We start from the raw sequence: 14,284 nt of genomic DNA, 5'->3' as shown, positions 1-14,284 counted from the left end.
CCGCGTAATTTCTTCACTCTTATCCCATACTTCCAGTTCTCTCTCCTTTGACTGGAAGCACGTCATGCAGAACCCAACCTTATTGCAGTTTTTCCACTGGTACTATCCCGATGGCAGCAAGCTGTGGCCGGAAGTAGCCGATAAAGCTGCCCTGCTTAACGACATGGGCATCAACATGGTATGGCTCCCTCCTTGTTATAAAGGCGAATCAGGTGGCTATTCGGTGGGTTATGACAGCTATGATCTGTTTGATTTAGGCGAGTTCGATCAAAAAGGCAGTCAAGCCACGAAATATGGTGATAAACAGCAATTGCTGGATGCGGTTAACGCGTTACGCAGTCACGATATTGGTGTGTTACTTGATGTCGTGCTTAACCATAAAATGGGGGCAGATGAGAAAGAACAGATTCGGGTCAATCGTGTTAATCCCGATAATCGTGATGAAATCTATCCAGAAGTCGTGGAGTGCGAAGCCTGGACACGCTTTAATTTTCCGGTACGAGCAGGACAATACTCAAAATTTGTCTGGGACTACAAGTGTTTCAGCGGCGTAGATCATATCGAAAACCCGGATGAAAACGGTGTATTTAAAATCATCAATGATTACACCGCCGAAGGCTGGAACGATCAGGTAGATAATGAGTTAGGTAATTTCGATTACCTGATGGGTGCCAATATCGATTTTCGCAATAATGCCGTCAGAGAAGAACTTAAATACTGGGCGCGCTGGGTTATGGAGCAGGTGCCCTGCACTGGATTCCGGCTGGATGCGGTGAAGCATATTCCGGCGTGGTTTTATAAAGAGTGGATCGATCATATTCAGGACGTCGCCAGCGATCCATTGTTTATCGTGGCGGAATACTGGTCTTTTGAAACTGATAAACTGCAGGAATATATTCACCAGGTTGACGGCAAAACCATGCTGTTTGATGCGCCCTTACATATGAATTTCCATGAGGCATCTAAAGCCGGCAGCGCCTATGACATGAGCAAAATCTTTGATAATTCGCTGGTTCTGGCCGATCCCTGGCATGCCGTGACTATCGTTGCTAACCACGATACGCAACCCTTACAGTCTCTTGAAGCCCCAGTCGAGTCCTGGTTTAAACCGCTCGCTTACGCGCTCATTCTGTTACGGGAGCAAGGTGTGCCAACCGTCTTTTATCCCGACCTGTTCGGTGCCAGCTATCAGGATGAAGGCGGTGACGGCGAAGTCCATCAGGTTGATATGCCGGTTATTCCTGAGCTGGAAAATCTTATTCGTGCCCGTCAGCTATTCGGCTGGGGAGCACAGACCGATTATTTTGATCATCCAAACTGTGTGGCATTTAGCCGCAGTGGCACGGCTGAAAACCCTGGCTGCGTCGTCATCATGTCCAACGGTGACGCGGGAGAAAAACATATTTCGATGGGGGAAGGCTATGCAGGGAAAGTCTGGCGTGATTATCTGGGACACAAGTCAGAAACCCTTACCGCTGATGACAACGGCAGTGCGTTGTTTAGCTGTAACGGTGGCAGCGTGAGCGTGTGGGTAGTTAGCGAGTAGCTCTGTTTTCGACGGTCTTCCTGACCGTCGAATTTTACTGAATAGTTACTAAGCCCAAATTTAGATAGCAAAACATGACATGTTTACAGGCTAGATATGACTAATCTATGGCAAATTTAGGGCAGGATAATAGTCAGTCAGCGTGGCTGTTCATTGTGATAATTTGCAGAAAGGTAATAAAATGCTTGAGCTTGCCGACTTAAAGGTTTTTTTTGAAGAACCCGAAATCAAGAATCTGATCGACCATACCTGGGACAGAGTTGGCGAATCGCTCGCTCAGGCACAATCACAGTTGCCTGCCGAATTAGCAATGCCACGTAAGGAACTCTCCTTTCATACCCAGGTAAAATGTCTCGGGTACCTTTGCTGGTTGTTGCAACATAATAATGTGGAAGGCGATATTATTGAAATTGGCGTCTGGAAAGGAAAATCCACGTCTTTTATGAACGAGATTTGCCAGCACAAGCGCAGAATAATTAGCATTGACCCGATGGAATTGCCAAATCAGGAAAATGAGCTGCGTTTTTATCATCAACGTCTTTTCCCGGAGGTCACGTTGGTTCGTGGCTATTCTGAGGTCAGTATTGAACGAGTGCGGGCATTAAATCCAAGAACGGTACTGCTTCATATTGATGGAGGTCATGAAGGCCGCCATGTTTTACTCGATTTCCTGCTTTATTCTCCCACCGTGATTAAAGGCGGGTTTGTTGTATTTGACGACTACCGCGATCATCAGTATTCACCGCAGGTCGGGCCGGCGGTTGATCTGCTGCGGGCTGGCGGCTATTTTAATGATTTTGATGTCATTGGCAGTCTGCCAGGATTTGAAAATAGCTATCTATTGCAAAAGCGCTAATCACGCTATTGATACGTCTCATTAAAAACGGCCCACAGGGCCGTTTTTACCATCATTTCGCCAGATGAGGACGCATGCTCTCAGGCTCGATATTCTGGATAACCGCAACGCCGGGCTGCTTTGCCACTTCAGCAATGGCGTTTTGACAATCAAGAGTCGGTCGCTCGACCTTACGCATTGTGAGGCCGTCGTATTCCAGCTCCCCATTATCTACATCCAAAGTCATCACCCGCATCTGACGCGTAACGTTGACGTAATCCCCGTTCAGCAGTGTCAGTTTACCTGGTTTCGCAATCACCCGCTGCCACTGGCGACAATCCAGCGTACTGCCATCGGCATGGATAATGAGGCTGGCCATTGCCTTGTCACTGATCAGATCGCTTTGTGGCCCTACCGTCTGCCAGTTACCTTGTAAATTTGCCGGAGCAGGCGTTTGCACCGCACTCTCATAACTATTGATTTGCGCGCAACCACTCAGCGCCAGTGTGGCAATCAGCATCCAGTTTTTCATCTTTGATCCCTACAATCCGGTTGATGGCGGCTACGTTATAATTTTTACGGTAAGGTGCGCAAGCTATCTGAATACGGTCCTCGAGATAAAGCGGCATTTTCCTGGGTATCAGGCGCTGGCGAACGGGGTTTATCCACGCCATCTGCATGAAGGACGCCGTCTTGCCCTGCCCCGGCTATGCCTGACAAGCCTGATGTAACAGGCTACACTGTGCCGCTGCAATAGATATCAGGAAACCTGCAATGAAAACTCCAGAAGCGTATTACGCTCAGGCGCGAACCCTGTTCTTCACTGCCCATGCTGACTTCCAGGCGGCATTAGACGAGCTGACGGAAAGCGATGCACGCGCCGCCAACATGTCGTTGCGAGAATTACGCGAATGGCATGCCGAGCGCATCTACGCCGCTTTTTTACGTCAAAAGAATCTCGATGGCATTATTTTCTCAATCCAGCTCGCGGAACCAGATAAAGCCGTTGCCGCCGAGGCGATAGAGGCGTACCTCAGATCGCATGCGGAATCACTGGGAATGAGCTGGGAAGAGTTCTGTATTAAGAATGAACTGTAGTGACTCAGCCCTTTGCAGGCGAGAAGGCAAGACGCGTGATGCGAACGACAGAGTAACAAAGTGAGCACGCGCTTGCCGATCATCATGTTGACCGGCTTCGCTGGCGACAGACCACAGACTTATCGCCAGCGAAGCCGTTACTCTTCCTCTGCCATTTTACCTCTTACTTCAACATATTTGGCGACGGCCAGCAGCCGGTTGATGTGAGTCAGTAGCAAATCGATATCCGACTGCATGAACTCAGAGGATGAACGTGAAGCCGTTACTATCGCATCCTGAACCGTTTCTGAAATGGTTAACGCGTTGTCTTGTTTCGCCTGGACTAATAAAGCTGCAACCAACAACGACTGCGCTTCGATCTGCGCAGTCAGTTCCTTTGCGTCGACATCCATTTTTGCTAGTTTGAGCAGAATATCTATAACCAATTGTCGCATTGCACTTCTCCTGGTGAGTGAGCGCACATATTGTTGTGAACGCCATCAGAGTAAACCAGATGAAAGTGCTTTTCTACGCAGCTCAGAAAAAACGAATTAACCCGAACATCAGCTTGATACTGTTTTTATTTACAGTAAAATGGCAAAGCGATTTTGCCCTTAAGGGATTGTTAACATGTTTGTAGAGTTAATTTACGATAAACGTAATGTCGCGGGCTTGCCAGGCGCGCGTGAAATGATCTTAGAAGAGTTAGAAAAACGCGTACATCGTGTTTTTCCTGATATCGAGGTTAAGGTCAAACCCATGGAACGTAATGCGATTGAAACCGATCTCAGCAAAAACGAGAAGGCGACGATAGCGCGTCTGGTGGAAGAGATGTTTGATGAGGCAGAGTTTTGGTTGGTGGCTGATTAATCCCTTAATCGCCACCACATCAGTTAGCGGGAGATAACTTAACTCTCCTGCTCACTGTGGTTAATTTCAATTTCGATATCCTGAATCGCCTTCTCCAGATCTTCCAGCAACGTACCCTGCTTGTTGAGCAGCGCATCAATGCGGGCTGCATTGCCCTCATCTTTGTATTCACCGGCATCAAAAGCTAACCAATGGGCGGAAAGTGTCTCGGTATTGGTCTGTGCATAGTGACGCATTTCTTTCAGCTGTGATGCCACGTCACGCAGGTAATCTGTTTTGCTTTTGGTTTCGATTGAATCAGTCATGCTGTCTTTCCTTTTGGTGGTTTATCCAATGAAAATATCGCCTGGAGATTTAAAGATAGGACAATATAGCGATATTGCATTAGGAATAATCGGAAGTGGCTGAAGAGCCTGGTGAGCGAAGTCTGAGTAAGCAGGTCAAACGCTTAGCGTCAGCGTTTAAGCGTAGTCGCAATAGCGCAACAATGCTGGCTAATGCACAGCAGCATTCATCCGTGTCACGGCGGTTTTCCACGAAATTGTTTTGCTGGTCTACACTAAACAGAGTGAAGAAAGGAGCAAACAATGCATAAACATCAGAGTAACGAACAACGTAAACATGAAGGTGATGTCAGCAAAGGATTACCCGAAGCTGCGCCGAATGCGGGTAATGCGTACGAGGAAGATGATCATCCTGCTACCGATGCGCCGAAAGATCATGGCGAAGTCCCAAGAAAAAATGATGACAGCCAGGATGATAAAAAAGATCCATACAAGGCATCCTAGACTATAACACCCTGCCCCTATAAACGGGGCAATCATACTTATTTTTATACAGTAGCTAGTGCAGGAAGCATGCCTTGATGAAATATTATTCTTATCTCGCAACATAAAAACACAATATTTCAAAAAGTCAATTAATTTTAAAACAAAAACTTTACACAAGCTATCCTGGCTAGCCACAAAAAATTAATAAAAAATCATCAATTCAAAAAAACTAATTGCGATCAATAAATTTTAAAAAATTCACAGCGAATGTTTTTTATGCAGGCATAAAAAATGCAATAATTTGCTTCCCCAACACCTTTGAATTAATTAAGAAAAATGACATATTTTTTATTGACATCATTAATTTTATCAACATTTTTATCTAATAGATTTATAATTTGCAAAACAGTTATCACTTGCATAATATTGTTGCTTTTTTGTTTCTGGTCTGTTTGCAATATGTTTACAGGAAATGGCATAACAGATGCCGTTTTTTATCATTTATTCAATAGTACTCGTGGAACATCCCTTGACGACTTATACCCTAAGTTAAAGCTGGCAATACCATTCCTCATTACATCGTCAATACTGATTGGTTATTGTGTCTTATGTAAAAAAAATAAAATCAAAAAAATAAATATAGAAAAAACGAACTATTTTTTCGTTTGTTCACTTCTCATAATACTAACGATGCCATTTTCAAGAAACATATCAGCTTCAATATTACATATTATAAAGCCTCAAGGGAATGCAGACCGCGTCTCGGCGGAATATAAAACTTTAAATTCCAGCTTAAATAAAAAATATAACTATGTTTTTATATATGCTGAAAGCCTTGAAAAAACATTTGAAAAAATAAACGAAACAAATTATTTACCTGAATTATCGAAAATCGCAAACGACTATGCTCAATTTACTAACATAATACAACCAACAAATGGCGGCTTTGGTTGGACGATGGCTGGAATGGTCAATACACAATGTGGCGTACCATTAGTAATGGCGCAAGGGAACACCGGCGGCAACGCGGCCCATTTTTTACCCAAGGCTAATTGTGTTGCTTCATGGCTTAAAAAAATTGGTTACCGGACTCACTTTATCAGAGGCAGTAATAAAGAGTTTGCTGGTGCGGATAAATTTTTTTCACAACATGGATGGAGTCGTCAAGACGATTTGAATTTTTTCATTGAAAATAAAATTGCTAAATCTGATCAAATCAGTGGATGGGGTGTCCAGGATGATGTCTTGTTAGACTATGCATGGGATAAGTACCTTAATTTATCTAATACTAAACAACCCTTTTTATTGTCTCTCCTTACTGTTGGCACCCATGCACCCGATGGTAAAACCTTAGCAACCTGTGAAAATAAAATCATAAAAGAACAAAAAATTAAGATGTTATCCGCAGTGAGATGTTCAGACTATCTTATTTCTAATTTCATTAATAAGTTAATCAATAGTGATTATTTTGATAATACAATTATAGTTTTAGTTTCCGATCACTTAATGATGCGTAACAGTGCCAGCCAACTTCTTGATGCCAACTCTAGCGAGCGTAGAAACAATTTTATTATTATCAAAAAAGGGTTGAATAATTATAAGAATGATAACCCTGGCTCTTTAATTGATGTTTGGCCAACCGTCCTTGATATTTCAGGAAAAAAAGATAACTCACTCGGCTTTGGTGTGAGCCTGCTTTCAAACAATGAAAGCTCTTTTTACAAAAACTTATCTATAGATAACGCCTATGATTATATAAAATTTTCTTCTAAATTATGGAACACCCCCTCATTAAAAGAAGGTTTATCAAAATCTGGAGATCGTATTCAGATCGGAAAGCAGGCTTATTCTCTACCTGTTTTTGCTGAGCTATCAAATGAAAATCTTGGTTCAGTTTGGTTTGAAGGGTTCGCAAAAAACGTAATTCAATATACGTCTAAAGGCAAATCGTTTTTTTACGCAAATCTATGTAAAAACATTGGCATTGATAGTGAAATGATCTGTGCATACCATGTAACTCCAAAAAAAATCACAAAAATGTTAGTAACACCAATGGGTTTGAAATCTGTCTACGAAAAAGATGCAACGAGTATTTTATACAAAGAGCATATTGCAGGTATTTCTTCAGGACCTTACTTCATCGATAGTGGGATTTCTTCAACCGCGGGTAAACGTATGGCTACTCCTTTTGGTTTTTCTTTTCTGACCAAAAAGGATGATGGTTTTAACGTGACTTTAAACTTTGAAACTTGTCATAATCAATCTTTGGATAAAGATAAAATTAAGACCCTTCTGGCAGAAAATCACCATTTAATTTATACTTCTAATGATTCTATTAATTGTGGGGATGATAAAACAACCAATGAGCTTAGCTCGCTTTTGTCAGATAAAAATTTTACAAATCTTGCATTCCGCCAGCAGGTTACGGGAATTATCACTGGAGGTAAAAGCGTCTCTGTAAAAGGATTGCCTGATATGCCGCTTGATACATTCATCGATCTGCAACAAAACACCATTCATCCTGTCTGCGAAGTCTTTCTTGACTGCCCCACCCCCAGTAGTTAAAAAGTATGAAAGGTGCAACAATTGTGTTGCACCTTATAATATTACTTTTCTCACATCACTTTTTTTCATACTATTTAACTGAAAGAGTCATACATCCCTTAGGATAAAAGCCATGTCCTGACAACCCCCTGCTATTTTTATGAAAATTACATAAACCTTAACCAGTTTATTCTCATGAGCAGGATAGTATCTTTTTGATAGTATTGAAGACTCTTGACTCATGCGAGTTATTAATGGCGGAAAAATCCGTTTTTATCATTGCAAAAGCATCCTTCCGACAACTTTCTTCAATTGCATTGGCAAAGTGAGATGAACGTGATAAACGTCTATACAACCAACATCGAGGCCAACAGTTGAGTAAATAATAAGTTCAGACATTCACTGGACCCTTCCCTTTTGGTTGGTCATATTACTCAGGAAAGCTTTTTTATCGTCTGAACCTCAAAAAATTCACACTTCTGGATGTGCCCACAGAAAAGCCGACCGCTGGTTCCCCTCTGTGCATGGATAAATATTTACGGGTACTACCGGGGTTATTAAGAGAAGCAGTTGCTTTACACGTAGGTGGCTACGTTTTTCTTGTAGCGATCTCTGCCCCGGCTGATAGCAGTCCGGTGCATCTGCATATCCTTAAAATTAATGATATTAAGATTCCTTAATAATGTTACGCCATAGACCACATCATGCCCAGGCAAGAGGGCGGGTTGATATTCATCGACGTCGTAAAACTACCTGACGACTATGCACAATTAAACTTGCTGATAACTGTTCTGAGAATATTGTAAAAAGACTGAATTATTGCGGATTTGAGCAAGTCTATCATTATGGATGTTATGCGGTACGGAACACTAATGAGTAACGCCACAGTAAGGTTATCTGACAAACAGTGCTTCAGGAATACGCAAAAGAAACCTACTGCGTCAGCAGGGTGAGGGCTGATGTAAGAATGAAGCCTCTACAGGCTGATAACGATTATGAGAATAAGGTTTTGTAACTGGCAGATTTTTGATAACAGAAGTTATGAGGACGTTTTTCAGTCTGTGGCTATGTGTTTACTCAGGCACACGATTGTCTGTCGTTACTGATGGCGGTTAGATATTCGGAGTCAACGTGAGGAAAAACAGTCTAAACCAGGTTGTCTTGCATCCAGCTGGGCCTGAGCATCTAATAAATTTTATACCATAAACCCGCTTTCTTTCTTTTGCGTGAAAATGAACGATCTTGAGCTACATCCGTTCTTCGTCAAAGTGGCTTCTCAATCATTCATTTTTTTAAAATACGTTAGCCTTCTACACCTGCATGTTCATGATGTCAGTATAAGCCGACACCAGCTTGTTCCTGACCTGAATGCCCATCTGCATAGAAATTGATGATTTTTGCAGATCGACCATCACATCATTGAGCGCGATACCTGGCTTACCCATTTCAAAATCCTGGGCCTGGGTACGTGCTGTCGTCTGGGTTTCACTGATTTTGTCGAGTGCGGCCTTCATGGTCGCGCCAAAGTCGATATGGCTGGTGACGTCGTTGCTTTTGTTGTTGGCCTGAAGCGACGTCATCTGTAGCTGCTGTAAAACACCGTCGATTGCCTGAATTGACATTGCTGTTACCTCATTGAAAAGAGATGAAGATTTTTGATGAGGAGAGAAGTTAACACATTGTCAATAAGACAAAGCCCCTAAATGACACTAAAAACCGTGGCTTATTCACCCATCGAATTTTGCGTTTCATCAAATAATGCCAGGCATTGAAGTGGAAATTTTATTTAAGCAGGTCAGGGAGTCTGTTTTGCCAACACAACTAACCCGGTCAATTACGTCAGGCAGGAATCGGTCATGAATGCGAGTGCAGCCGCCACACAAGATCAAGATAAGAAAGGCTTCGGTGACCTTCTCGCTCGCCTGCGTGCTAATCCACGTATACCTTTAATCGTTGCCGCCGCCGCTGCCATTGCAGTGGTGTTTGCGTTAGTCCTCTGGGCCAAGACACCTAACTACAGCGTGTTATTCAGCAATCTCTCTAATGAGGATGGCGGTGCCATTGTCACGCAGTTGACGCAGATGAATGTACCTTATCGCTTTGCCGATAACGGTGGCGCATTGATGGTCCCTGATGACAAGGTGCATGAACTGCGTCTGCGTCTGGCACAGCAAGGTCTGCCGCAGGGTGGCAACGTTGGCTTTGAACTGCTGGATAAAGAGAAGTTCGGTATCAGCCAGTTCAGCGAGCAGGTGAACTACCAGCGCGCACTGGAAGGTGAGCTGGCGCGTACCATCGAATCACTGGGTCCGGTTAAAAGCGCTCGCGTGCACCTCGCGATGCCTAAACCTACCCTGTTCGTGCGTGAGCAAAAAGCCCCTTCTGCTTCGGTAACCTTAATGTTGCAGCCGGGTCGCGCCCTGGATGAAGGCCAGATTCAGGCCATTACCCACATGGTTTCCAGCAGCGTGGCCGGTTTACCACCGGGCAACGTCACCGTGGTGGATCAAAGTGGTCACCTGTTAACGCGTTCTGATGCAGTTGGCCGTGACCTGAATGATGCACAACTTAAATATGCTGCCGAAGTTGAAACCCGTTATCAGCAACGTATCGAAGCGATCCTGAATCCGATTCTGGGCCAGGGCAACGTGCATGCACAGGTCACCGCGCAGATTAACTTTGATACCCGCGAACAGACTGACGAGAAATATCAGCCAAATGGCGATCCGAAAAACGCGTCTATCCGCTCACAGCAGACCAGTACCAGCGATCAGTCTGGCAGCCCATATCCTGGCGGCGTGCCTGGCGCGCTGTCGAATCAGCCAGCGCCAGCCAACACCGCGCCGGTGAATGCACCTAATACCAACGCGGCTAACGGTCAGAATGGCAATGGCCAGAACGCAAATGGTCAGAATACGAACGCGAATGGTCAACGGACCAGCACTGCGGCCGCCAGCAGCGTGCCCACCAACTCTCGCCGCGATGACACGGTGAACTATGAGCTGGACCGCACCATTCGCCATACCAAGATGAATGTGGGCGATGTGCAGCGCCTGTCCGTCGCCGTGGTAGTGAACTATCGCGAAGACGATAAAGGCAAAGCGCTGGCACTGAATGATCAGCAGCTGAAGCAGATTGAAGACCTGACACGTGAAGCCATGGGTTATTCACAACAACGTGGCGACAGCGTCAATGTTGTGAACTCGCAGTTCAATACCACCGAACCAACGGTCAGTGAACTGCCCTTCTGGCAACAGCAGACGTTCTTTGACCAGTTGATGAACGCAGGTAAATGGCTGTTGGTTGCGCTGATTGCCTTCATCCTGTATCGCAAAATGGTGCGTCCACACGTACTGCGTAAGAAAGAAGCTGAGAAAGTGGCAGCAGAAGCGCTGGCCGCACGTGCCACACAGCAGAACGATCAGGAAGCGTACAGTGTCCAGCTCAGCAAAGATGAAATGGACCAGGAACGGAAAACTAATAACCGCATGAGCGCTGAAGTCATGAGCCAGCGTATCCGCGACATGTCTGAAAACGATCCGCGCGTTGTAGCGCTGGTTATTCGCGAATGGATGAGTAACGAACTATGAGTCTGACCGGTACTGAAAAAAGCGCCATTCTGATGATGACCATTGGCGAAGAACGCGCTGCGGAAGTGTTCAAGCATCTGAACCAACGTGAGGTTCAGCACCTGAGTGCGGCCATGGCCAGCATGCGTCAGGTGTCGCACAAGCAACTAACAGAAGTGCTGCGTGAGTTCGAATCTGATGCCGAGCAGTTCGCGGCGCTGAGCCTGAATTCTAACGATTACCTGCGTTCCGTCCTGACCCGAGCGCTGGGTGAAGAGCGTGCATCAAGCCTGCTGGAAGATATCCTTGAAACCCGCGATACCACCAGTGGGATGGAAACGCTTAACTTCATGGAACCGCAGGCGGCTGCCGATCTTATCCGCGACGAACATCCGCAGATTATCGCCACCATTCTGGTGCACCTCAAACGTGGCCAGGCGGCAGATATCCTGGCGCTGTTTGATGAGCGCCTGCGTCACGATGTCATGCTGCGTATTGCGACCTTCGGTGGCGTACAGCCAGCCGCGCTGGCAGAACTGACCGAAGTCCTGAACAGCCTGCTCGATGGTACCAACCTCAAGCGTGCGAAGATGGGCGGCGTAAGAACAGCGGCCGAAATTATCAACCTGATGAAAACCCAGCAGGAAGAAGCGGTCATCGAAGCGGTACGCGACTTCGACGGCGAGCTGGCACAGAAAATTATCGACGAGATGTTCCTGTTCGAAAACCTGGTGGAAGTGGACGATCGCAGCATCCAGCGCCTGTTGCAGGAAGTGGAGTCCGAGCAGTTGTTGATCGCACTGAAAGGTGCCGAGCAGCCACTGCGCGAGAAGTTCCTCAAAAACATGTCAGCACGTGCGGCAGATATCCTGCGCGACGATCTCGCCAACCGTGGTCCGGTGCGTATGTCTGCGGTCGAGAACGAACAGAAAGCAATCCTGTTGGTGGTTCGCCGCCTGGCAGAGTCCGGCGAGATGGTAATCGGTGGTGGCGAGGAAACCTATGTCTGATGCATTTTCCGCCCGTCCATGGCAGCTGTGGCAGCCGGTAGAGCTGGGTCGTCCTGAAGAACCTGCCATGGTGACGGCTGAGCCAACAGACGTTGAGGTCTTCGAATCTGAAGAAGATGAGCAACAACAACAGTTTGAACATATGCAGCAGCAGCTGCGTAAAGAAGCCCATGGACAAGGCTATAGCGAAGGCCACCTGCAGGGATTTGCTGAAGGGCAGAAGACCGGTTACGACGCAGGTTTTCAGCAAGGTCTGGCCGATGCACAGCAGCAGCAGGCGCCGTTGCAGGCCCGTATGCAGCAGTTGGTGACTGAGTTTCAGAACACGCTGGAATCACTGGACAGCGTGATTGCAGCCCGCCTGATGCAACTGGCGCTTGAAGCCGCCCGTTCGGTGATCGGTCAGGCGACGACGGTGGATGGTAGTGCCCTGCTTCGTCAGATTCAGGGCCTGCTTCAGCAGGAACCTATGTTCAGCGGTAAACCTCAGCTGCGCGTGCATCCGGATGATTTACTGAGAATTGAGCAGACGTTAGGGCCCACGCTTGATCTGCACGGCTGGCGTTTACTGGCGGATAACACGTTGCATCCCGGTGGCTGTAAGCTCAGCGCCGAAGATGGCGATCTTGACGCCAGCGTAGCCACTCGCTGGCAGGAACTGTGCCGCCTTGCTGCACCGGGAGAGTTTTAATGACCACACGTCTGAACCGCTGGCTTGGCTCGCTTGATGCCTTTGAGAGTCGTATTGCGCAGGTCCAACCCATTCGTCGTTATGGACGTCTGACCCGTGCCACTGGCCTGGTGCTGGAGGCAACCGGCCTGCAGTTGCCCCTCGGTTCGACCTGTGTGATTGAACGTAATGACGGTAAAACCATTAGCGAAATTGAAAGTGAAGTGGTCGGCTTTAACGGTCAGAAGCTGCTGATGATGCCGCTGGAAGAAGTGGACGGCATTCTGCCTGGCGCTCGCGTTTATGCCCGCGCCACGGGTGAACACCCACAGGCAGGCAAACAGCTTCTGCTTGGCCCACAACTGCTGGGCCGCGTACTTGACGGCAGCGGACGTCCTCTTGATGGCCTGCCGTCACCGGAAACGGGCTACCGCGCGGCCTTAAATACGCCGCCGTTTAACCCCTTACAGCGTACGCCCATCACTGACGTCCTGGATACCGGCGTGCGTGCTATCAATGCCCTGCTTACCGTCGGCCGTGGTCAACGTATGGGGCTGTTTGCGGGTTCAGGCGTCGGTAAGAGCGTGCTGCTTGGCATGATGGCGCGCTATACCCAGGCCGACGTGATTGTCGTGGGATTAATCGGTGAACGTGGTCGTGAAGTTAAAGACTTTATCGAAAATATTTTAGGTGCCGAAGGCCGCGCCCGTTCCGTGGTGATTGCCGCGCCGGCCGATGTGTCGCCGCTGTTGCGTCTTCAGGGCGCCGCCTATGCCACACGAATTGCAGAAGACTTTCGCGATCGCGGTAAACATGTCCTGTTGATCATGGACTCCCTGACGCGCTATGCGATGGCGCAGCGTGAGATTGCCCTGGCCATCGGTGAGCCACCGGCCACCAAAGGCTATCCACCGTCCGTGTTTGCCAAACTCCCGGCACTGGTTGAGCGCGCCGGTAACGGCATTGATGGCGGCGGTTCCATTACCGCCTTTTACACCGTACTGACCGAAGGCGATGACCAGCAGGACCCGATTGCCGACTCTGCTCGCGCGATACTCGACGGGCACATCGTGTTGTCACGCCGTCTCGCTGAAGCCGGGCACTATCCGGCCATTGATATTGAAGCGTCAATCAGCCGTGCCATGACATCACTGATTGATGAGAACCACTATGCACGCGTACGCCAGTTCAAGCAGTTGCTCTCGAGTTTCCAGCGCAACCGTGACCTGGTCAGCGTCGGCGCCTATGCCGCAGGCAGCGATCCCATGCTGGATAAAGCCATTCAGCTTTACCCGCAGATGGAAGCCTTCCTGCAACAAGGCATTTTTGAACGCAGTGAGTACGACGATGCCTGCCTGCACTTGCACGCCTTGTTCGGCTAAGCCGCGCGTTT

The 14,284-nt window shown here is 47.3% G+C and carries 14 protein-coding genes; 10 read left to right on the top strand and 4 right to left on the bottom strand.

Annotated elements, in window-relative coordinates:
* Positions 1-64 precede the first annotated feature (64 nt).
* Both amyA and QNH99_RS09540 read left to right on the top strand, forming a co-directional pair.
* Entirely contained in the window at positions 65-1,546 is a 1,482-nt protein-coding gene (amyA, locus tag QNH99_RS09545) for an alpha-amylase (RefSeq protein WP_256852297.1), read from the top strand.
* A gap of 181 nt (positions 1,547-1,727) precedes the next feature.
* Complete coding sequence (locus tag QNH99_RS09540; RefSeq protein WP_096010452.1) at positions 1,728-2,402, top strand: class I SAM-dependent methyltransferase; 675 nt, start codon at positions 1,728-1,730, stop codon at positions 2,400-2,402.
* Positions 2,403-2,454: 52 nt separating this feature from the next.
* Here QNH99_RS09540 and yedD read toward each other — a convergent pair whose 3' ends face one another.
* Entirely contained in the window at positions 2,455-2,913 is a 459-nt protein-coding gene (gene yedD, locus QNH99_RS09535; RefSeq protein WP_256852299.1) for a lipoprotein YedD, read from the bottom strand.
* A gap of 242 nt (positions 2,914-3,155) precedes the next feature.
* Here yedD and QNH99_RS09530 point away from each other — a divergent pair, with 242 nt between their 5' ends.
* Positions 3,156-3,479 (top strand): DUF6388 family protein, encoded by a 324-nt coding sequence (locus QNH99_RS09530; RefSeq protein ID WP_063879969.1) that lies wholly within the window; start codon positions 3,156-3,158, stop codon positions 3,477-3,479.
* A 137-nt stretch (positions 3,480-3,616) separates the two neighbouring features.
* On the opposite strand, the gene iraP is transcribed toward QNH99_RS09530, so the two are convergent.
* Positions 3,617-3,913, bottom strand: coding sequence for an anti-adapter protein IraP (iraP, locus tag QNH99_RS09525; protein WP_063879970.1), 297 nt, complete (start codon positions 3,911-3,913; stop codon positions 3,617-3,619).
* Positions 3,914-4,088: 175 nt separating this feature from the next.
* Here iraP and QNH99_RS09520 point away from each other — a divergent pair, with 175 nt between their 5' ends.
* Complete coding sequence (locus tag QNH99_RS09520; protein WP_063879971.1) at positions 4,089-4,328, top strand: DinI-like family protein; 240 nt, start codon at positions 4,089-4,091, stop codon at positions 4,326-4,328.
* A 38-nt stretch (positions 4,329-4,366) separates the two neighbouring features.
* Here QNH99_RS09520 and QNH99_RS09515 read toward each other — a convergent pair whose 3' ends face one another.
* Entirely contained in the window at positions 4,367-4,633 is a 267-nt protein-coding gene (locus QNH99_RS09515) for a hypothetical protein (RefSeq protein ID WP_063879972.1), read from the bottom strand.
* Between the two features lie 282 nt (positions 4,634-4,915).
* Here QNH99_RS09515 and QNH99_RS09510 point away from each other — a divergent pair, with 282 nt between their 5' ends.
* Together QNH99_RS09510 and QNH99_RS09505 are read left to right on the top strand one after the other, a co-directional pair.
* A complete protein-coding gene (locus tag QNH99_RS09510) occupies positions 4,916-5,116 on the top strand; it encodes a hypothetical protein (protein WP_096010450.1) in 201 nt (66 codons plus the stop codon).
* Between the two features lie 441 nt (positions 5,117-5,557).
* Positions 5,558-7,663, top strand: coding sequence for a sulfatase-like hydrolase/transferase (locus QNH99_RS09505; protein ID WP_283355539.1), 2,106 nt, complete (start codon positions 5,558-5,560; stop codon positions 7,661-7,663).
* Positions 7,664-8,952: 1,289 nt separating this feature from the next.
* Here QNH99_RS09505 and fliE read toward each other — a convergent pair.
* On the bottom strand, positions 8,953-9,264 hold the full coding sequence (gene fliE, locus QNH99_RS09500) for a flagellar hook-basal body complex protein FliE (protein ID WP_063879975.1): 312 nt from the start codon (positions 9,262-9,264) through the stop codon (positions 8,953-8,955).
* 234 nt (positions 9,265-9,498) lie between these two features.
* Here fliE and fliF point away from each other — a divergent pair, with 234 nt between their 5' ends.
* The 4 genes from fliF to fliI are packed head-to-tail and all read left to right on the top strand — an operon-like array spanning position 9,499 to position 14,273.
* Complete coding sequence (gene fliF / locus QNH99_RS09495; RefSeq protein ID WP_410517607.1) at positions 9,499-11,232, top strand: flagellar basal-body MS-ring/collar protein FliF; 1,734 nt, start codon at positions 9,499-9,501, stop codon at positions 11,230-11,232.
* Positions 11,229-12,221 (top strand): flagellar motor switch protein FliG, encoded by a 993-nt coding sequence (fliG, locus tag QNH99_RS09490; RefSeq protein ID WP_063879977.1) that lies wholly within the window; start codon positions 11,229-11,231, stop codon positions 12,219-12,221. The genes fliF and fliG overlap by 4 nt, the downstream gene beginning before the upstream one ends.
* The gene (fliH, locus tag QNH99_RS09485; protein WP_109718340.1) at positions 12,214-12,912 is read left to right on the top strand and encodes a flagellar assembly protein FliH; all 699 of its coding nucleotides are present in this window, start codon (positions 12,214-12,216) and stop codon (positions 12,910-12,912) included. The genes fliG and fliH overlap by 8 nt, the downstream gene beginning before the upstream one ends.
* Entirely contained in the window at positions 12,912-14,273 is a 1,362-nt protein-coding gene (gene fliI, locus QNH99_RS09480) for a flagellar protein export ATPase FliI (RefSeq protein WP_063879979.1), read from the top strand. The genes fliH and fliI overlap by 1 nt, the downstream gene beginning before the upstream one ends.
* Positions 14,274-14,284: the final 11 nt, after the last annotated feature.

Source organism: Pantoea allii (assembly GCF_046529425.1).
Taxonomy (GTDB): domain Bacteria; phylum Pseudomonadota; class Gammaproteobacteria; order Enterobacterales; family Enterobacteriaceae; genus Pantoea; species Pantoea allii.
Note: the sequence above shows the minus strand (reverse complement) of the source record. Positions and strands in the feature narration are given on the sequence as shown.